At 65.6% G+C, this 18,175-nt stretch carries 17 protein-coding genes; 9 read left to right on the forward strand and 8 right to left on the reverse strand.

The features are described 5' to 3' along the window. Nucleotides 1-79: 79 nt before the first annotated feature. The gene (locus tag RW112_RS02435; protein WP_317780265.1) at nucleotides 80-499 is read left to right on the forward strand and encodes a hypothetical protein; all 420 of its coding nucleotides are present in this window, start codon (nucleotides 80-82) and stop codon (nucleotides 497-499) included. 4 nt (nucleotides 500-503) lie between these two features. Here the strand turns inward: RW112_RS02435 and RW112_RS02440 are convergent, their stop codons facing one another. Together RW112_RS02440 and RW112_RS02445 are read right to left on the reverse strand one after the other, a co-directional pair. Then, nucleotides 504-1,157 carry a hypothetical protein gene (locus tag RW112_RS02440; RefSeq protein WP_317780266.1) on the reverse strand — a complete coding sequence of 218 codons (654 nt, stop codon included), beginning with the start codon at nucleotides 1,155-1,157 and terminating at the stop codon, nucleotides 504-506. Nucleotides 1,158-1,324: 167 nt separating this feature from the next. Next, a complete protein-coding gene (locus tag RW112_RS02445) occupies nucleotides 1,325-2,233 on the reverse strand; it encodes a diacylglycerol/lipid kinase family protein (protein WP_317780267.1) in 909 nt (302 codons plus the stop codon). A 124-nt stretch (nucleotides 2,234-2,357) separates the two neighbouring features. On the opposite strand from RW112_RS02445, the gene RW112_RS02450 reads away from it, so the two are divergent. The 5 genes from RW112_RS02450 to RW112_RS02470 all read left to right on the forward strand — a co-directional run bounded on the left by RW112_RS02450 (nucleotide 2,358) and on the right by RW112_RS02470 (nucleotide 6,289). Further along, a complete protein-coding gene (locus RW112_RS02450) occupies nucleotides 2,358-3,305 on the forward strand; it encodes a J domain-containing protein (RefSeq protein WP_317780268.1) in 948 nt (315 codons plus the stop codon). Nucleotides 3,306-3,330: 25 nt separating this feature from the next. Continuing rightward, the gene (locus tag RW112_RS02455) at nucleotides 3,331-3,798 is read left to right on the forward strand and encodes a tRNA (cytidine(34)-2'-O)-methyltransferase (protein ID WP_317780269.1); all 468 of its coding nucleotides are present in this window, start codon (nucleotides 3,331-3,333) and stop codon (nucleotides 3,796-3,798) included. 216 nt (nucleotides 3,799-4,014) lie between these two features. Next, nucleotides 4,015-4,620 (forward strand): ECF RNA polymerase sigma factor SigK, encoded by a 606-nt coding sequence (gene sigK, locus RW112_RS02460; protein ID WP_305941605.1) that lies wholly within the window; start codon nucleotides 4,015-4,017, stop codon nucleotides 4,618-4,620. Nucleotide 4,621: 1 nt separating this feature from the next. Beyond that, on the forward strand, nucleotides 4,622-5,482 hold the full coding sequence (locus RW112_RS02465; RefSeq protein WP_317780270.1) for an anti-sigma factor: 861 nt from the start codon (nucleotides 4,622-4,624) through the stop codon (nucleotides 5,480-5,482). 45 nt (nucleotides 5,483-5,527) lie between these two features. Continuing rightward, nucleotides 5,528-6,289 (forward strand): MerR family transcriptional regulator, encoded by a 762-nt coding sequence (locus RW112_RS02470; RefSeq protein ID WP_317780271.1) that lies wholly within the window; start codon nucleotides 5,528-5,530, stop codon nucleotides 6,287-6,289. Between the two features lie 18 nt (nucleotides 6,290-6,307). Here the strand turns inward: RW112_RS02470 and RW112_RS02475 are convergent, their stop codons facing one another. The 4 genes from RW112_RS02475 to RW112_RS02490 all read right to left on the reverse strand — a co-directional run bounded on the left by RW112_RS02475 (nucleotide 6,308) and on the right by RW112_RS02490 (nucleotide 10,780). Then, nucleotides 6,308-7,084, reverse strand: a complete 777-nt coding sequence (locus RW112_RS02475; RefSeq protein ID WP_317780272.1) for a PIG-L deacetylase family protein — start codon at nucleotides 7,082-7,084, stop codon at nucleotides 6,308-6,310. Nucleotides 7,085-7,088: 4 nt separating this feature from the next. Beyond that, nucleotides 7,089-8,042, reverse strand: a complete 954-nt coding sequence (locus RW112_RS02480; RefSeq protein WP_317780273.1) for an electron transfer flavoprotein subunit alpha/FixB family protein — start codon at nucleotides 8,040-8,042, stop codon at nucleotides 7,089-7,091. A gap of 13 nt (nucleotides 8,043-8,055) precedes the next feature. Further along, complete coding sequence (locus RW112_RS02485; RefSeq protein WP_305941610.1) at nucleotides 8,056-8,856, reverse strand: electron transfer flavoprotein subunit beta/FixA family protein; 801 nt, start codon at nucleotides 8,854-8,856, stop codon at nucleotides 8,056-8,058. A 262-nt stretch (nucleotides 8,857-9,118) separates the two neighbouring features. Further along, nucleotides 9,119-10,780 (reverse strand): S1C family serine protease, encoded by a 1,662-nt coding sequence (locus tag RW112_RS02490; RefSeq protein ID WP_317780274.1) that lies wholly within the window; start codon nucleotides 10,778-10,780, stop codon nucleotides 9,119-9,121. 299 nt (nucleotides 10,781-11,079) lie between these two features. On the opposite strand from RW112_RS02490, the gene RW112_RS02495 reads away from it, so the two are divergent. Beyond that, nucleotides 11,080-13,119 carry a TPM domain-containing protein gene (locus RW112_RS02495; protein ID WP_317780275.1) on the forward strand — a complete coding sequence of 680 codons (2,040 nt, stop codon included), beginning with the start codon at nucleotides 11,080-11,082 and terminating at the stop codon, nucleotides 13,117-13,119. Between the two features lie 111 nt (nucleotides 13,120-13,230). Beyond that, complete coding sequence (locus RW112_RS02500; RefSeq protein ID WP_317780276.1) at nucleotides 13,231-14,022, forward strand: PspA/IM30 family protein; 792 nt, start codon at nucleotides 13,231-13,233, stop codon at nucleotides 14,020-14,022. An 89-nt stretch (nucleotides 14,023-14,111) separates the two neighbouring features. Here RW112_RS02500 and RW112_RS02505 read toward each other — a convergent pair whose 3' ends face one another. Beyond that, nucleotides 14,112-15,104 carry an IS481 family transposase gene (locus tag RW112_RS02505; RefSeq protein WP_317780277.1) on the reverse strand — a complete coding sequence of 331 codons (993 nt, stop codon included), beginning with the start codon at nucleotides 15,102-15,104 and terminating at the stop codon, nucleotides 14,112-14,114. Nucleotides 15,105-15,253: 149 nt separating this feature from the next. Further along, nucleotides 15,254-16,495 carry a hypothetical protein gene (locus RW112_RS02510; RefSeq protein WP_317780278.1) on the reverse strand — a complete coding sequence of 414 codons (1,242 nt, stop codon included), beginning with the start codon at nucleotides 16,493-16,495 and terminating at the stop codon, nucleotides 15,254-15,256. A gap of 209 nt (nucleotides 16,496-16,704) precedes the next feature. Here RW112_RS02510 and RW112_RS02515 point away from each other — a divergent pair, with 209 nt between their 5' ends. Next, nucleotides 16,705-18,129: a deoxyribodipyrimidine photo-lyase gene (locus RW112_RS02515; protein WP_317780279.1), complete on the forward strand. Its 1,425-nt coding sequence runs from the start codon at nucleotides 16,705-16,707 to the stop codon at nucleotides 18,127-18,129. Nucleotides 18,130-18,175: the final 46 nt, after the last annotated feature.

Consider the following 18,175-nt stretch of genomic DNA (forward strand, 5'->3'; position numbering starts at 1 on the left):
TAACTCTAAAAACAAGATTCATTGCTTAATTGTGTGCGGCTTTCTAAAATTAGGATACCTACTTTTAGAAGGAGTCGTCATGAAATCGTCCTCGGCCTTGAGCTCCCCGGGCCGCACGCTGGCCTCCGAACCGGGCAGGCAGGCTTTCCTGTTGCTACGCACGGTTTTCACGGTCGCCCCCATCCTGTTCGGCTTGGACAAGTTCACCAATCTGCTCGCCGACTGGACCGTGTATTTGGCCCCTGTGGCCACGGCGGTGATTCCACTCCCGGCCCAGACCATCATGTACGGCGTGGGGATCGTGGAGATTCTCGCCGGCATCGCGGTTGCAGTCCGGCCGCGCTTCGGATCGATGCTGGTGGCCGTGTGGCTGCTGGGAATCATCGTCAACCTGCTGCTCCTGGGCAGCTTTTTCGACGTCGCGCTTCGCGACTTTGGCCTGCTCGTGGGCGCGCTGGCCCTCAACCGGCTGTCACCCCGGATTCACCGCGGGCAATAGCAGCTCAGTTGCCAGGCGGAACAACAAGCAGGCGTTCCGCAACGTCCGTCCGGGCCGCTGCGAGCGCGGCCGCGTCCGGGCACGCGAGGGAAACGTAGACGGAGGAACCCGCCTTGCCAAAGAGGCGTGCCAGCACTGCAGTGGACTTCCCGCCCGGCGCTGCTCCGCTCTCGTAGACCAGAACCTCTGTCCGGGGTCCCGGCTTGTCCGGCTCGCCACCCCAGCGCAAGGTGTCGGTTTTCAGGTAGCCGGGGAGGATGGCGGGGTCCAGGTATTTGAACAACTCAACGGTGGAGGCCTTGTCATCGCCAGTGACGACCAGTGTCCCCTGGTTCACGCTGACCCGGGCGGAGGCCACGCATCCGTCGGCTTTGAGGTAACGGTTCTCCCCCGCCACGTTCTCCTTGACTGGCTGCCAGCCCGGGGCATCGCGGAGGCCGTCGGACAGGCCGACGGCGACTCCCGGGGCCAAGGAGTCTCCGGCCGCAAAGGGAAGGTCCCGGGCTGCCACCGCTGCCGCATCGTGACCGGGCGTAATGGTGGGAGTCGCGAGCGCGGACGTGGTCTGGATGTCGCGCGGGGCGGCGGGGTCGGGGACGCCCACGCTGCAGCCGGCCCCGCCGGCAAGCACCACGGCCAAGATCAGTGGCCGGGCCATCCGCCGGACGGCCCCCGACACAGATCGGGCCCCCGATACAAATCCTGCACCGCCCGCAGCGGGTCCCCTGCCTGTCGACTGCACATTGCCCCCAAGAATACCTTCTGCCGGCGGCACTGCTCCGGCCGGTCCTCCGCAAGAGTTTAGACGCTTCGGCGGTCGCGCCGTCAGGGCACCGCCAGAACCCTGATCGCGCCAGGCACCACCTCCACAGTCAGCGGCAGCGGGCCTATCCTCTCGCCGTCGGCATAGGCAACAACGCTCACGGCAGAGAGCTCAACCCGGCGCACCTGCCTGATGTGCACTGCCTGGTGCCCGGTATGGCGGCCGGAAAAAACCTTCGGGAAGACGGCGAGGAACCGCGCGCGGGTGAGGGGCCCGACGATGAACAGATCCAGGAATCCGTCGTCGAGCAGGGCGTCGGGGGTGACCTTCATGCCACCCCCAATGGACTGGCCGTTCGCCACGGAGATGAGCATGGCCCCCTGATGCCAGGTCTCGCCGTCGGCCGTCACGGTGTAGTCGATGGGCTTGAAAGTGGCCAGTTCACGGAGCATGGCCAGGTTGTACCTGCTCTTTCCGCGGGGCCAGCGCCAGGCGTTGGCCCGTTCATTGACGGCGGCATCAAAACCGGCGGAAACTACTCCGGCAAACCAGCGGGTGGTGCCGTTACCCGTGACCCGTCCCGCGTCAATGAGGCGCCCGCCGGTCTTCAATGCCTCTTGGATCCGTTCACAGGCAGCAACCGCATCGTTCAACGGAAGCCCGAGCGCACGGGCCATGTCGTTCCCCGTGCCGCTGGGAACGATCCCCAGCGGCACCGCTCCGTAGGGGGCACCTGGTCCGGCGAGCGCATTGATGCCCAGATGGACCATGCCGTCACCGCCCACCACAACCAAAGCATCGCAGCCTGCGGCCAGCGCCTCACGCACTGCGGTTTCAAGCCGGTCATAGCTGGCCTTCCTCAGCACCACGACAAGCGCCCCGGCGGCGCGGAAAAAGGCCACCACCGTATCGCCCATGTGCCGGGTACCGCCGAACGAAGCCCGGGGGTTGATGGCAACAGCGATGATCATGCGCTGAATTATGCCAGTGGCAGGGAACCGGAGCCGCAGGCGCGGACGTTGAGCCTGTACACGGTTAAACTGGGCGGACCGGACTGCCTGAGTGGACTGGAACCGACAAGATAAGGATCAGTGCTTGACCCAGGGCAGCAGCTCCCATTACCAGGTCCTTCGCCTTCCCGTCACGGCGACAGACAAAGAAATCAAAGTGGCTTACCGCAAGGCCGCGAGGCGGGCGCATCCCGACCACGGCGGGGACGCCGCCGTCTTCCGGCAGGTGACCCTGGCCTACGAGACACTGATAGATCCGAAGCGTCGGGCTGCCTACGACCGCTCCTACGCCCACGGCGCCACAGGCACGGCAACGGCCGAAGGCGCCCACTTCGACGCACCCGCCGCAGGCAGCCGCGCGTCCGCAACCGTCCATCGGCCCAACACCCCGCGCAACACCGCAGGGGACCCGCCGGTTTATGTGCCGCCATTCGAGCCCCCGGAGTCCGGCGCCGTCCCGCTGATTCCGGAAGTGCTCGCCGGCAGGCAGGTCCACGGCATGCCGCGGAAGCGGGGCATCTTCGGAGCCGAAGCCCGGATCCAGCGGGAGATGCGGACCGTCCAGCTGATCACCAGGCAGATCCTGCCCGCCATTCCCGCGGCCAGGTTGATCAACGGGCTGCAGTCCCCCGCAGACAACAGCCACATCGACCACGCGGTATTGTCCGGCTACCGGCTGGCGCTCATCGGCTCCATGCTTTTGCCGAAGGGCGCCTACGCCTGGAACGGCAGCACCCTGACGCACGGCGGCCGTGCCATTGCACCGCCGCAGCTGGCTCATATAGTCCGGCGCATGCAGGACATCTTCCCGGAACTCAACGTGACCGGCTGGACCGTCATTCACAGTCCCGACGGCAACCTGCATGAACCTGTCATTGACCACCACCGGCGTTCACAGCGCGGCCATGAAACCGTTCAGGTGGTCAACGGGGCGGGGCTGGTCCGCGGGCTCAAGGAGTTCCTGAGCTCGGGCCCCGCCCCGAATACTGTCAACGTCCCCGCGCTCGCCAGGCTGCTGCGAGGAATGCACTAGGTCCCGGGGTGGCTAGGATGGAACGGTGTTCCGCATCCTCTTCCATACCCCTGAAATCCCCGGCAATACGGGCAATGCGATCCGGCTGGCTGCCATCACCGGCGCCGAACTGCACCTGGTGGAGCCGCTGGGCTTTGATTTTTCCGACGCCAAGCTTCGCCGCGCCGGGCTGGACTACCACGACCTCGCCGTCGTGACGGTGCATAAAACCATTGAGGCCGCCTGGGAAGCCTTGCAGCCCGAGCACGTTTACGCGTTCACGTCCGACGGCGAGGCCTCCTATACGGACATCAGTTACGTCCCCGGCGATGTCCTCCTTTTCGGTCCGGAGTCCGTCGGCCTTCCGGAAGCGCTCAAGCACGACCCGCATGTGACATCCCGGGTACGGCTGCCGATGCTGCCGTCCCTGCGGTCCCTGAACCTTGCGAATGCGGCGTCTATTGCCGTTTTTGAAGCCTGGCGCCAGAACGGCTTCGCCGGCGCAAGGCTCTAGGGGGCACCCATCCCTCCGGACATCCGCTCCGAATCACCTGTGAAGGCCAACCCGGGCCAATGACAGGATCGCGAGGAGCGGCAGGTGACTACATTGCAGGCCCGCAGGTCCCCGGTCCGGAAAAGTGATGCCCACGGGGACATTCCGGGCGCTTCTGCTGCCGCGGGACGCGCTGCTGCTAAAAGTACGGCCCGAGTCGACTTATGCTTGGGAGTGATGGAAACTCCCAACGCCCCGAACCCGGAGGCCACTGCTTCTCCTGGCACTTCAGCCGACGTAAACCGGCGGCTCGGTGACCTGCTGGCGCGCATCGCCAACGGAGACCAGGGGGCCTTCGCGGAGTTCTACGAACTGACGTCCCGGCGCGTCTTCGGCATGGCCCGCCGCGTCCTGATCGATCCCGAACTCAGCGAGGACACCACGCAGGAAGTCTTCCTCCAGGTCTGGCAGAACGCTGCAAAGTTCAACGCCGAGGCCGGCAGTCCCCTGGCGTGGCTGATGACCATTTCCCATCGCCGGGCAGTGGACAAGGTCCGGTCCTCCCAGTCGTCCACCGACAGGGAGGCCAAGTACGGGGCCAGCAGCCAGGAAATCGACCACGACTCCGTCTCGGACGAGGTGGGGAGCAGGCTGGAAGCCGAGGCTGTCGTCAGATGCCTGGACACCCTTACCGAGACGCAGCAGCAATCTGTCCGGCTGGCGTACTACGGCGGCCTGACGTACCGCGAAGTCGCCGAGAAGCTGAACGCCGCCGTGCCCACTATCAAGTCCCGCATCCGCGACGGACTGATCCGCTTGAAGACCTGTCTGGGGGTGAGTTGAGATGACCGACATGAACCAGCCGAACAGCAGCAGTTCCTTCGGGACGTTTGCCCACGATATCGCTGCGGACCTGGCCGCCGGCCGAGCCGTGGAGCTGGCGGAAGTGTACGCCCTCGACGCCGTGAGCTCAGCCGAGCGGACTGCCATAGAAGATTACATCCTGTCCGCGCCCCAGCCGGAACGCGATGCTTTCGATGAGCGCGTCCGGCAGGCACGCGAAACGCTCGCCGTTACCTTTACCGCGGAGGAAGAACCGCCCGCCGGGCTCTTCGACCGCATTGTTGCCCAGCTTCCGGCGCAGCCGGGCACGCTGCCCCTTGCCGCTCCCCCGGTCCACGGACATGCCTCGGAGCCGGGCGGAGCTGCCGGCACCGACGACCTGGCCGCAGCCCGCCTGCGCCGTGAAGAACGACGCCGGGCCCCCGGGTTCCGCAACTGGCTGGTGGGCGTGGCCGCCGCCGCAGTCATCGCCCTGGGCGGAGTTGGAGTGGGCGCTTATGTGGCCAACCAGAACGATCCGCTTAATCAGGTGATGCAGGCCCAGGATGTCAGGCAGGCGACTGTCGACGTCAGCGGCGGTGGCACGGCCACCGTCTCCATTTCGTCGTCCAAGGACGCAGTCGTCGTCAAGATGAACGGCGTCCCGGCTCCCCCTGCCGGCAAGGTGTATCAGATGTGGCTTATACCCAAGGACGGCTCTGCTCCGGTTTCGCAGGGACTCATGGATGCCGAAGCGCTGTCCAAACCGGCAGTGGTAAAGGGCATTCATTCGGCGGCATCGCTGGGTATCACCGTTGAGCCGGTGGGCGGTTCCGCTTCACCCACGCTGCCAACAGTTGCGGCCGCCCCTCTCGGAGCCTAGCCGCCCCGTTGACTTTGACGCTGCGTCAACTTCTACGATGAAGGCATGAAGCAGGAGCCGCCCCGCAGCTGGTCCATTGCCGAAGTGTCCCGGGAGAGCAACGTCTCCTCCCGGACCCTTCGGCACTACCACCAGAAGGGCCTGCTCGCTCCTGCCTACACGGGGCACAACGGCTACCGGTACTACGGCCAGGCGGAACTGCTCAAACTCCAGCGGATCCTGCTGCTGCGGGAACTGGGCCTCGGGCTCGAGGCCATCGCCGAGGTACTGGCCGGGCAAACCAGCCAGCTGGAGGCCCTCGGCGAGCACCGCAGGTGGCTGCTGGCTGAACGCGACCGCCTCGACCGGATGGCCGCCACCGTGGACGCCACCATGACAGCGCTCAAAAAAGGAGACACCATGTCCGCCGAGGACATCTTCAAGGATTTCGATAACAACCCGTACGAGCAGGAAGCCCGGCAACGGTGGGGCAACCAGGCAGTTGACGAAAGCAAGGAACGCCACGCGGCCATGACGGACGCCGCAAAAAGGGCGTTCATGCAGGAAGCCCAGGACATTAACCAGGAACTGGCCCGCTGCCTCGACGCCGGCCTCAGGACTGATTCGCCGGAGGTACAGGACGCCGTCGACCGGCATTACAAGTGGGTGTGTGCCAGCTGGACTCCTGACGCAGGCAGCTACGTCGGCCTCGGCCGGATGTACGTGGAGGACGCGCGCTTCACAGCCTTCTACGACAAGAACCGCGCAGGCCTGGCCCGCTTCCTGTTCGAAGGGATCCAGGCTTACGCGGCGTCGCGGCTCACCTGAGCCGGGGCAGCGTGGCCCCTAGAAACCGGCAATCGTCGCTGGACCGTTCACCGCAACCACGTGGAAGGCCTCGGCACTGTGCCCCTGGGGCAACCCGGCCCGTTCGCCCGTGGTGAGCATAAGGCCCCGGACTGTCCGGTCCATGGCCTCAAGGTCCGGATGCTGGCTGGTATGCACGTGGATAGCCTCGAGTTTGGTGTCCACATAGCGGGTGACATCCACAAAGTGGTTTTCCCGTTCCTCGGGGCCGGCAAACAGCCACAACCACGGGAGCTTGTACGCCGCCAGGCCCGCCTCGGCCAGGTCCGGGTATGCGAAAGGGTTCTCCAGCGCCGGATATACCGCCCGGGTCACGGCTTCCCCCACGGCCAGGTGGTCCGGGTGGCTCTTCTGGAGACGCGTCCAGTTGCGTTCCGGATGCATGGAAAGAACGACGTCGGGGCGGATCTCCCGGATCAGCTTCACCACCCCCCGCATAACCTCGTGGGTGGGTTCCAGATAGCCGTCACGTTCGTGCAGGTAGTGGATGTCCGTGACGCCCACCATCGCAGCGGCCCGGCGTTGTTCTTCCGCCCTCATGGCCACAATCTCCGCACGCTGTGCCGGATCGAAGCCGCCGGCATCGCCGTCGGTCATGATGCAGTAGCTGACCTGGACCCCTGCCTCGGTCCAGGCGGCGATGGTGCCGGCGGCTCCGAAGTCGATGTCGTCCGGATGGGCGGTAAAACAAAGGACCCGCTCAACCCGGTGATGGTCCGGGTTGAACGGGCTTTGCGCCGTAGCGTTGCTGCTCAATTCATCAGCCCTTGCGCTTTTTGATCTCTTCGGTCGCCTGCGGGAGGACCTCGAAGAGGTCCCCGATGATCCCGAAATCGGCGATTTCGAAGACCGGCGATTCGGCATCCTTGTTGACGGCAACAATGACCTTGGCGGTCTGCATGCCGGCCTTCTGCTGGATGGCTCCGGAAATGCCGGCGGAAATGTACAGCTGCGGGGAAACCGTCTTGCCTGTTTGCCCGACCTGCGCATCGTGGCCAATCCAACCGGCGTCCGTGGCTGCACGCGACGCACCGACAGCGGCACCGAGGGCGTCTGCGAGTTCCTCGACCGGGCCGAAGTCGCCGTCGACGCCGCGGCCGCCGGCCACCACGATCCTGGCCTCGGTGAGGTCCGGACGGCCGCTGGCAGGCTTATCCGTGCGGCCCGTGATGCGGGATGCGCCGGCTGTGGCCGATGCCGGAACGTCAACCGTGAGGATTTCCGGGTTCACTGCCGCCGCTGCGGGTTCCGGGGTGACACTGTTCGGCTTGACCGTCAGCACGGACACCGCCGTGGTGGCCTTGGCCGTGGTGGTGTAGGACCCTGCCAGCACGGATTTGTGGGCGGTGCCGTCTGCTTCCACGCCGACGACGTCCGTGATCACGCCCGCGCCGAGCTTGATGCCCAGGCGGGCCGCGATCTCCTTGCCGTCGAACGAGTTCTCCAGGAGCACGGTGGCGGCACCCGATGCGGCAACGGCCCCGGCAAGGAAAGCGGCCTTGGGACCGACCAGGTACGCGTCCAGGTCGTCGGACGAGGCCCGGAAGATGGCCGTGGCTCCGTTGGCGCCGAGGACGCCGGCGGCGTCGTCGGTCAAGGGGCCGTTGACGGCCACAACCGTTTCACCCAGCGAGCGGGCGATCGTCAGCAGCTCCAGGCTGCTCTTCTTGAGCGCAGCGCCGGGGTTGTCAATGAATACAAGTACTTTTGCCATGTCGGGGATCCTCTTAGAGCAGCTTCTGGGCGGCCAGGAAGTCCACCAGCTTGATGCCGGCGTCGCCTTCGTCGGTAATGATGGTGCCGGCGGTGCGCGGCGGACGGGCCGCTGCCGTCTGGACTTCAGTCCAGGAACCGGCTTTGCCCACCTGCGCAGGGTCTACGCCGATCTCCGCGAGGCTAAGGGTGGTGATGGTCTTTCGTTTGGCCGCGATGATTCCCTTGAAGTTGGGGAACCGGGGCTCGTTGATCTGGTCCGTCACGGACACGACGGCGGGCAGCGCCGCCTCCACCGTGTCGTAGTGGGTGTCGCTGTCACGGCGGGCGATGACGCGGCCGCCGTCGACCTCAAGTTCGGAGGCGAACGTGACCTGCGGGAGGCCGAGCCGCTCTGCGAGCTGCGCGGGAACCAGAGAGGTCTCGCCGTCGGTGGACGCCATGCCGGTCAGGACCAGGTCCACGGGGCTGTCCGCTCCGAGGTGGCGAACGGCTGCCGCCAGCGCCAGGGAGGTGGCGGCGGCGTCGGATCCGGCCAGGGCGTCGTCCCGAAGGTGGACGCCCTCGGTGGCGCCGATCTGCAGGGACTTCTTGATGGCATTGACGGCGCCGGCGGGACCCATGCTCAGGGCGATGACCTGGTTGCCGGCTTTCGCTCCGCCGCGGGCCTCGATCAGCTGCAGCGCAGCCTCCAGGGCGTATTCGTCCAGCTCGGACAGGATGCTATCGGCGCGGTCCGTGGTGTTGTCCTCGCCGCTGAGGTGACGGTCCAATTGCGCGTCTGGTACGTGCTTGACCAGAACGATGATCTTCAATGTCTCTTCCACTTTCTGTACAGCAGCCTTCCATGCTTGTGGATAGCCAGCCGGGTGAGGTTATGGCCGCGGATCTCGCCCGGGGTGCGGGTAGATCCAAGCTAACCATATAGCGGGGTGCCTGCGCCGTCCCGTTAACGCCTGTGTCAGGCCGTGCGGTCGGGCGGGACGCGGCGCCGCGGTTAACGCAGCGGAGGCGGGCCCACAGTCCGGTGGTCCCGCCTCCGCTGCCTGAGGTGCCGATGGAACCGGCGGCAGCCCGTTACTGTTCGGCCGCGGCGCCGAGCGTCACGTCCACCTGCTGCTCCTGGCCGCTGCGAAGAATGGTGACCTTCACGGAGGCACCCGCCGGCTGTTCCCGGACCGCTGCGGTCAGCTGGTTGGGATCACTGATGGCGAGGTCGTTGAACTTGGTGACGACGTCACCCACTTTGATGCCGGCCTTGGCAGCGGCCGACCCGGACTCCACGGTGGCCACTTCGGCACCTACCGAGAAGGACGAGTTCGACGACGTGGATGACTTGGCCTTGACGCTAACGCCGAACTGGCCGTGCGTAGCCTTGCCGGTATCGATGATTTCCTGTGCCACCCGCTTGGCGTGGTTGATGGGAACGCTGAAGCCCACGCCGATGTTGCCGCTGGTGCTGGAGCTCGAATCGCCGCCGGCGGAGGCGATGGCCACGTTCACGCCGATGATCTCGCCCTTGCTGTTGACCAGGGCGCCACCGGAGTTGCCGGGGTTGATGGCGGCATCGGTCTGGATCACGTTAATGGCGATGGAGCCCTGGTTCGACGTGCTCTGGCTCTGGCCGCCGTCCGGCGGTGCAAACTGGAAGCCGCCCTCGTCGTCGCTCTGGGAATCATCCGCACCTTCCTTCGGCGCCGCCGAAGAAGCAACGCTGATGGTCCGGTTCAGGGTGGAGACAATACCGTCGGTGACGGTGCCCGTCAGGCCCAGGGGCGATCCGATGGCAATGGCGGTGTCGCCCACGTTGAGTTTGCTGGAGTCGCCGAGCGTTGCCGGCGTCAGCCCGGAAGCGTTGTCCACCTTGATGACGGCCAGGTCGCTCAGCGGGTCGGTGCCGACGATTTTGGCGGTGAGCACCCTGCCGTCGCTGGTCCGTACTTCGATGACGGCGTTGGCCGTCTTACCGTCGAGGGTCACCACGTGGGTGTTTGTCAGGATGTGGCCGTCGTCGTCCAGGATGATTCCAGAGCCGGTGCCGCCGTCGCTTCCGCTGGTCGCCTTGATGGTCACAACACTCGGCGAGGCTTTCACCGACGCTGCGGTGATGACGTTGACGTCGTCTTTGTTGTTGACGATGACGGTGCTCGGCTGGCTGCCGGTGCTGCTGACGGATGAGGTGGAGCCGTCGTTGAGGAAGGCGTCACTGGCGGCCACAACGCCCCCGCCGACCAGGCCGGCGGCGAGGATGCTGGCCACGAGGGTACCCACACCGAAGGCTGCTTTCCGCTTCGGCGTGCTTGCAGGGTCGGAAGCGTACATGCTTCCCGGGTGCGGGCCGCCCTGACCTGCATAGGGAGCGGCCCCCTGGTAGCCGCCGTGGGGCTGGGCCGTGTAGGACTGCGCCGCAGTGGACTGGGGTGCGCCGGCTCCGGAGTAGCTGCTGTCCCCCGGGTGGGTGCCGGCCTGGCCGTCCGGACCTGCCTGCTGGCCGTAGAAAGGCTGGTGCTGGGGGTAAACGGGTCGGGGGGCATACTCTTCGCCGGCCCGCTGCTGTTCGGCTCCGGAGGGCCCCTGCGCGTCGCCGGAGGGGGCCTGGTCGAGCCGGATGGTCGGGTTGTCCTGAACCGTCGGGTCCTGATGGGCTGAGTCTCCGGGGGGCTGCGCCTGCCAGCCTTCGCGGGGCTTTTCAGGACCCCTGTTCTCAGGCGATCCACCCTGTGCTGGGTTCTCAGTCATTAGACTTCCTTTCATCCTTGTCTGCCTTTAACTATGGACCCTCAGACTGAAGCTAAAGCGGACGTTGGCTGGGAGGTTCCTGAACGCCGTCGGAATCGGTTTTTGGGGCGCCCCGTCCGTGCGGGAAGCGCTTTTCGCTGGTGGCATATTCCCCGTTGTGGACGGGCAAATTGGTGCACCATAGAATCAAATGGAATTGCCACAGCGACCTGCGGCTTTACACATGCGTGGGGGCGCTGCTGCATTCTGTGACGACTGGCTCGGCCCGAATCAGTCGCAGAAGTGCTGAAGGGTTGCACATGCGGTCTAAGTTCAAACGTCTCCTCGCCGTGATCGGCCTTGCCGGGTTGCTGGCGGTTCCCGCCACCTCAGCCTGGGCCGAAGACCCGGTGACCATTCCGTCCGGCACGAACATCGTTGACAACGCCGACGTGCTGGGAGGTCGAAAGGCCGAAGTTCAGGAAGCAATCCAGAAGCTCCTGAAGGACCACAAATACAACCTGTACGTGGTCACTGTGGACTCGTTCACCAACCCTGACACTCCTGCGGCCTGGGCCGAGAAAGTGGCTACGAATAAGGGTATGGGCAGGGCCGACGCCGTCCTGGCGATAGCAGAAGAGGGCAAATTCAGCTTTGTACTGAACTCCGCCAGCCCCATCAAGTCCAAGCAGTCCAACATCAGCCAGAACGCTGTTACGGCAAACCTGGCCGGCGGCAAGAAGGACTACGCCCAGGCAGCCATCGACACTGCGGCGGCCATCGGAGAGGCCGCAGGCGGCGGCAGCGGCACCGTCCCGTCGGGTGACGGCGCCGGCGCTGCTGTTCTGGTCGGCACGGGCGTCGTCGTAGCCGGTGGTGCGGGCGCGTACCTTTACTTCCGCAACAAGCGCAAGAAGGCGGCTATCGCCTCGAGTGCGAGCTACGGCCCTCAGGGCGCAGAACTGGACCCGCTTGCTTCCCTGAGCGTGGACGAGCTGCGCAAGAAGAGCGGTTCACTGCTCATTGAAGCCGATAACGCCATCAACTCGAGCGAGCAGGAACTCGGCTTCGCCCAGGCCCAGTACGGCGACGCCGCCGTCGGAAACTTCACGAAGGCGCTGCAGGAGGCCAAGGGCCACATGTCCGAGTCGTTCAAACTGCAGCAGCAGCTGGACGACCATATCCCCGACACTGAGGAACAGCAGCGGAGCTGGCTGGGCGAGATCATCCGGCGCTCGGAAGCTGCCATGGCGTCCCTCCAGGAACAAAAGGCCGACTTCGATTCACTCCGGGAACTGGAAAAGAACGCACCCAAGGCCCTCGCCGCGGTAAATGCGGGCGCCCAGGACGCCGACGCGCGGATCGCCACTGCGGAACAGACCCTTGCGTCGCTCCGGGCCAAGTACGCGGACAGCGCCCTGGTCCAGGTCTCGGACAACATTGGGCAGGCCAAGGAGCGGCTCGCCTTCGTACAGAATGCCACCGCAACGGCCCAGGACAAGCTCGCATCCGGCGACGGAAGCCTGGCCGCTGTCGCCGTCCGCGCCGCAGAAGAAAGCCTGCACCAGACCAAGGTGTTGCTCGACGCCATCACCAAGGTGTCCGGAAGCCTGGACGAAGCACGCAACAGCCTTGAGGCTGCAGTTGTTGACACGTCCCAGGACCTGGCACAGGCCAAGGCGATGATCCAGTCCGGGGCACATCCGGAGCTTGCCGGCCCGGTGGCCAAAGTGGAGGCTGCCCTGGCACAGGTCAAGACGGAGATCCAGGGCGGAAAGATCGATCCAATTGCCACGCTGGAGCGGGTGGAGACAGCCCATCAGGCGCTGGACCAGTCCCTGACCGGCATCCGGGACCAGCAGGAGCAGGCCCGCCGGGCGCAGGCGTCACTGCAGCAGACCATCATGTCGGCCCAGGCGCAGATCAGCGCCACCTCGGACTACATCACGGCACGCCGTGGCGGAGTGGGGACTGAAGCGCGTACCCGCTTGGCCGAAGCCCAGCGGAACCTGGATTATGCCTTGTCCATCTCCCGCAATGATCCGGTCACTGCATTGACCTACGCCCAGCAGGCGCACGCCCTGGCAGCCCAGGCCGCGCAGCTCGCCCAGGGTGACGTTGACAGCTTCGGTTACGCCAACCAGGGCTACGGCCGCGGCGGCATGTTCGGCGGCGGCGGGGGCGGCGGCCTCGGCGGCGCCATCCTGGGCGGCATCCTCATCAACTCCATCCTCAACGGCGGAAGCGGCGGCGGCTGGGGCGGCGGCCACAGTGACGGCGGCGGCTGGGGTGGCGGAGATTTCGGCGGCGGGGACTTTGGCGGCGGCGATTTCGGCGGCGGAGACTCCGGCAGCTTCTAGCCGAACCACAGACTAGGCGGCGGCCGGCCCAGCTGGCCGCCGGGTAGAAGCGGTACATCAACTGTTCACTGAATTCAGTGGCAACCACTGAGCAGGATGAAAGGCAACACCATGGTTAAGCAGTCCATTTTCGGCCGTATGGCGCAGCTGGCAAAGGCGAACATTAATTCCCTGCTGGACCAGGCCGAAGACCCGCAGAAGATGCTGGACCAGATGGTCCGGGATTACACCAACAACATTGCCGAAGCTGAATCTGCAGTGGCGCAGACCATCGGCAACCTCCGGATGCTCCAGGACGACTACAACGAGGACATCAAGAACGCCCAGGACTGGGGCAACAAGGCCCTCGCAGCCTCCCGCAAGGCCGACGAATACCGCAGCAGCGGCGACACTGTGGATGCCCAGAAGTTCGACAACCTGGCCAAGGTGGCCATCCAGCGCCAGATGGCGGCCGAGAACGAAGCCAAGGCAGCCGAGCCGAGCATCGCCTCGCAGACCGAGGTTGTGGACAAGCTCAAGACCGGCCTGGACCAGATGAAGGGCAAGCTGAACGAGCTGACCAGCAAGCGCAACGAACTGGTGGCCCGGTCCAAGACGGCCGCGGCGCAGTCCCAGGTCCACGATGCCCTCAAGAGCATCGACTTCATGGACCCCACCAGCGAGGTGGGCCGTTTCGAAGAGAAGATCCGCCGCGAAGAGGCCAAGGTCCGCGGCCAGCAGGAGCTCGCTGCTTCCAGCCTGGACGCGCAGTTCAACCAGCTCGAAGACCTCGGCGAGCAGACCGAGATCGAGGCACGGCTCGCAGCACTGAAGTCCGGCGGCGCGAAGCCGGCACTGGGCGCCTCGACGAACTCGTCCACTGCCGGCTCCACTGTCGAAGAAGCAGATTTCGACAAGCTCTAGGCAGCGCTCCGGTTTCCGGACCGGGCGACAGAATGGCCGGGGTCCCTTCAGGGGACCCCGGCCTTTTCGTTTCTTGGACTATCGCGGGTCTAGGTGTACTGCCCAGGCAGGTTGGTTAATCGGCTGACGGGCGGGTGGCCTCCGATTGCGGTGTGGGGCCTGTGGTGATTGTAGTGGTGCAGCCATGCCGGGAGGGCGTTTCTTCGGGCTGATTCTGTGGCGTAGAAGCGTTTGAATGCCCATCCGTCGGCGAGGGTGCGGTGGAACCGTTCGATCTTGCCGTTTGTTTGCGGGCGGTAGGGGCGGGTTTTCTTTGCCTTGATGTTCAGCTCCCTGCAGGTGTCCCTCCAGAGGTGGGATTTGTAGGCTGATCCGTTGTCGGAGAGGACCCGCTCGACGGTGACGTCGCGGTCAGCGAACCAGGACACGGCCCGTTTCAGCACTCCCACGGCGGTGGCAGCTGTTTCGTCGCCGTGGATTTCGGCGTAGGCCACCCGTGAGTGGTCGTCGATGACCGTGTGCACGTAGGCGGTGCCGATCAGCGGGTTGTGGTGGCTGCTTCGCGGCTTTGCCGGGGTCGTGGCGCGGTTCTGTTTGCCTTGCTGCCGGCCAACGTAGCGCCAGCCGCCACCGTCCGGGATGTTGCCGAGCTTCTTCACATCGACGTGGATCATCGCCCCCGGCTTGTCGTGCTCGTAGCGGCGGATGACTTCCCCGGTGCGTTTGTCGACGTGGTGCAGACGGTTCAGTCGGCAGCGGACCAGGACCGCGTGCACGGTCGAGGCCGGCATGGCCAGCTTCGCGCCGATCGCGACCGGCCCCAGCCGTTGCTTCCAGCGCAGGTGTACGACCTTGCGCACGAGCTGCTGTGGGGTCCGGTTCGCCACCCGGTGCGGGCGCGAGGACCTGTCCCTCATGCCTGCCTGGCCCATCGCAGCGTAGCGTTCAGCCCAGCGCTTGGCCGTGGGCCAGGAGCAATTGAACTGTTCGGCGGCCCGGGAAACCGGCCATCCCTGGTCAATGACCAGACGCGCGACCCGTAAACGTTGGCGTGGAGTCAAAGCGGCATTAGCGTGGGACATTGAGGACCTCCTGGTCGCCTCAGCGGTTGTCTAAGCAACTCCACTGTGCAACCGGAGGTCCTCACCCATGAGTCAACGACTCCAGCGCGTCATCACATTCACCCAACCAACGTCCCTGGGCAGTACATCTAGGACTATCGCTGGCCCGGCTAGCTCAAGCTCACCGCCGGCTCCCCCGCTGACGTCAGCCCGGACCCTGCCGTGCAACTCCCGGAACGAACATCGCCGTCGTTATAGACCTGGCGCAGGCAGTTACGGAGGGCCAACTGGCCCCAGTAGTTGGGGTGCAGCGACTCCTGGATGTAGTAATCGCTGAAGACCGTGCTGGCAGTCCGGACCTCGTTGATCCACTCACTGATGTCCGCGGCGCCGGCGCTCCGCCAGTCCGCCAGTGCGCTGTTGTTCAGCTTCTGTGTAGTGTCCGCGCATAGTTCATGGCCGCTGAACAGTGAGGCTACATTGAGCGTGTGAACACCGGCCACCCCGGAAGCAGCGATTCCGGCTGAAATAGTGGAGTTGATCGCGGGAACGGCGGTGCCGGCAGCCCAGTCCAGGTCCGCGTTCCAGAATCCGCAGCCGTAAGTGCTCTGCCTGCTGAATCCGGCTTCGGAGTAGGAAATATCCGAACTCCGCGGCAGGGGCGAGACATAGTTCTGCACCACCAGGCTGTACTCCCCGGGCGCGTACCCGGCACCGCCCATGGCCTTGGCCACGTTTGCGAGGGAAGCACCTATCCGGGAGGCCACCGCTGCGCGGTTGGAGGCCGAGAAGTTCGTGGCCACCGTGGCGGAGTCCTTGCAGTAACTCGGCGCCCACGACGGACTGGTCATGAATTTCGAGACGCACGTGGCGATGATGCTGGCAAAGCCCAGGTCGTTGCCGCCGACCGAGACCACCACCATGCTGACCCGGTGGGTTGATGCGAAGTTCTGCAGCGCCAGCGCCTGGCCCGTGTTGCCGGCCGCGTCCTTGTAGAAGTCCAGCCCCGGTTTGAACTCACCGGACGAGTTCCAGGACGTGCCCGTCTTGGCGCCGGAACATGCCAGGTTGAGTGCTTGCGCCTGCCCGATCCTGATTTCCGCCGAGGAGGAACGGTGGCAGCCCGCCGTGCTTTCGGATTGCCCGGCGTCAAGATAGGCGGCGTCGCCCAGTGCATCGGTCTGGGCGGGGTCGCTCGAGTTGCCCGCCCAGCGCCCCGCTTCCCCTGAAATGTACGAATCGCCCACGCTGACCACCCACTCGTCGCCGCCGATGGGCCCGGCGTGGGCGGTCGGGGCAATCAATGCGGAAACCGAGACGGCTGTGGCGAGTCCGGCCAGGAGCGCCCGGGTGACCGGCACGCTGCGGCGTTCTGTTCGAGGCCGTTGGGTCGATGGAAGGAATAGCTTCATTGGTCATCCTTTTTCCTGCGCGCGGCAACATCGCGGCGGGCAGGTGGACGGCATCCGGCCGCCTCCAGCCGTGTGCCGTTGTCAATAGGAAAGGCCTGATCCGAACGGAACCGCCGCTGCGGAAGAGTGGGCGCAACGGACGGATGGAGCGAGTCTACGGCTAAGTTACCGACCGGTAAATAGCAGAGGCTGCCGTGTACCGTGGAACCATGCCTTCCACCATTGTCTGGCTCCGTGATGACCTCCGTCTGGATGACAATCCGGCCCTTGCCGACGCCGCAACCCTGGGCCACCCCGTGACCGTCGTTTACATCCTGGACGAGGAGTCGCCAGGAGTGCGCGGCTTGGGCGGCGCGGCCAAGTGGTGGCTGCACCATTCGCTGGCGTCCCTGGCCGCCGCGTTGGAGTCCGCAGGCTCCCGGCTGGTCCTTCGGCGGGGAAGCGCGGCCGGAATCATCCAGGAACTCGCGGCCGAAACAGAGGCCACGCACCTGAGGTGGAACCGCAGGTACGGCGGCCCCGAACGTCACATCGACGCCGGCATCAAGGCCTGGGCCGGGGACCATGACCTTGACGCCGCAAGTTTCCAGGCGAGCCTCATGTTCGAGCCCTGGACCGTGCGGACCGGAGCAGGCGGACCGTACAAGGTGTTCACCCCCTTCTGGCGCGCCTGCCTGGAGAGCGGTGAGCCGCGGATGCCCTCGGATGCACCCCGCAAGCTGCCCTCCCCTGCCAAGGGCGCCCACGGCGCGGTGCCACACAGCGATGAACTGGACAGCTGGGAGCTGCTCCCCCGCACACCGGACTGGAGCGCCGGGCTTGCGGAAGAGTGGACGCCCGGCGAGGCCGGCGCCCACAGCCGCCTGCAGGACTTCCTGGACGGCCCTGTCGAGGACTACGGAACCGGCCGCGACCGGCCGGGGGTCGAGGGCACCAGCCGTCTCTCCCCCCACCTTCGCTTCGGCGAAATCAGTCCCTTCCGTGTCTGGCACGCGCTCCGGGAGCGCTTCCCGCGGAAGGCCCCAGCCGACGTCGGGATCTTCCGTTCAGAACTGGGCTGGCGCGAGTTTTGCTGGCAGCTGCTGTATGAGAACCCTGAGCTGGCCACCCGGAACTACCGCCCGGACTTCGACCGCTTCGAGTGGCAAACGCCGTCGAACGCTGAGCTGGAAGCATGGCAGCAGGGCCGGACGGGATATCCGCTGGTGGACGCCGGAATGCGTCAGCTGTGGCAGACAGGCTGGATGCACAACCGCGTCCGCATGGCGGCAGCGTCATTCCTGGTCAAGAACCTGCTCGCTGACTGGAGGTTGGGCGAGGCCTGGTTCTGGGACACCCTGGTGGACGCCGATTCAGCCAGCAATCCGGCAAACTGGCAGTGGGTGGCCGGATCCGGAGCGGACGCTTCCCCCTATTTCCGGATCTTCAACCCTGTGACGCAAAGCAAAAAGTTCGACGCCGCGGGCCGCTACCTGCGGCAGTACATCCCGGAAATCGCCGGCATGGATGACAAGAGCATTCACGAACCATGGAAAGCGCCGCAAGACGCTGGCGGATACCCGGAACCGGTGGTGGGCCTGCCGGAGTCGCGTGAGCGGGCCCTGGAGACCTACCAGAAGCTCAAGGACAGCTGAACCGGGGCCCCGCGGGTCAGCGGCCGGACCAGCGGCCGCTGACCGC

Origin of the sequence: Arthrobacter sp. B10-11 (assembly GCF_033142195.1) — a bacterium.
GTDB lineage: Bacteria > Actinomycetota > Actinomycetes > Actinomycetales > Micrococcaceae > Arthrobacter > Arthrobacter oryzae_C.

What these genes read in the sequence shown, in the direction of transcription:
- RW112_RS02490 (WP_317780274.1), bottom strand. Translation starts at nt 10,780, where the DNA reads ATGACTGAGAACCCAGCACAGGGTGGATCGCCTGAGAACAGGGGTCCT.
- RW112_RS02500 (WP_317780276.1), top strand. Translation starts at nt 13,231, where the DNA reads ATGGTTAAGCAGTCCATTTTCGGCCGTATGGCGCAGCTGGCAAAGGCG.
- RW112_RS02480 (WP_317780273.1), bottom strand. Translation starts at nt 8,042, where the DNA reads ATGGCAAAAGTACTTGTATTCATTGACAACCCCGGCGCTGCGCTCAAG.
- RW112_RS02435 (WP_317780265.1), top strand. Translation starts at nt 80, where the DNA reads ATGAAATCGTCCTCGGCCTTGAGCTCCCCGGGCCGCACGCTGGCCTCC.
- RW112_RS02495 (WP_317780275.1), top strand. Translation starts at nt 11,080, where the DNA reads ATGCGGTCTAAGTTCAAACGTCTCCTCGCCGTGATCGGCCTTGCCGGG.
- RW112_RS02445 (WP_317780267.1), bottom strand. Translation starts at nt 2,233, where the DNA reads ATGATCATCGCTGTTGCCATCAACCCCCGGGCTTCGTTCGGCGGTACC.
- RW112_RS02440 (WP_317780266.1), bottom strand. Translation starts at nt 1,157, where the DNA reads ATGGCCCGGCCACTGATCTTGGCCGTGGTGCTTGCCGGCGGGGCCGGC.
- sigK (WP_305941605.1), top strand. Translation starts at nt 4,015, where the DNA reads ATGGAAACTCCCAACGCCCCGAACCCGGAGGCCACTGCTTCTCCTGGC.
- RW112_RS02470 (WP_317780271.1), top strand. Translation starts at nt 5,528, where the DNA reads ATGAAGCAGGAGCCGCCCCGCAGCTGGTCCATTGCCGAAGTGTCCCGG.
- RW112_RS02510 (WP_317780278.1), bottom strand. Translation starts at nt 16,495, where the DNA reads ATGAAGCTATTCCTTCCATCGACCCAACGGCCTCGAACAGAACGCCGC.
- RW112_RS02515 (WP_317780279.1), top strand. Translation starts at nt 16,705, where the DNA reads ATGCCTTCCACCATTGTCTGGCTCCGTGATGACCTCCGTCTGGATGAC.
- RW112_RS02505 (WP_317780277.1), bottom strand. Translation starts at nt 15,104, where the DNA reads ATGTCCCACGCTAATGCCGCTTTGACTCCACGCCAACGTTTACGGGTC.
- RW112_RS02465 (WP_317780270.1), top strand. Translation starts at nt 4,622, where the DNA reads ATGACCGACATGAACCAGCCGAACAGCAGCAGTTCCTTCGGGACGTTT.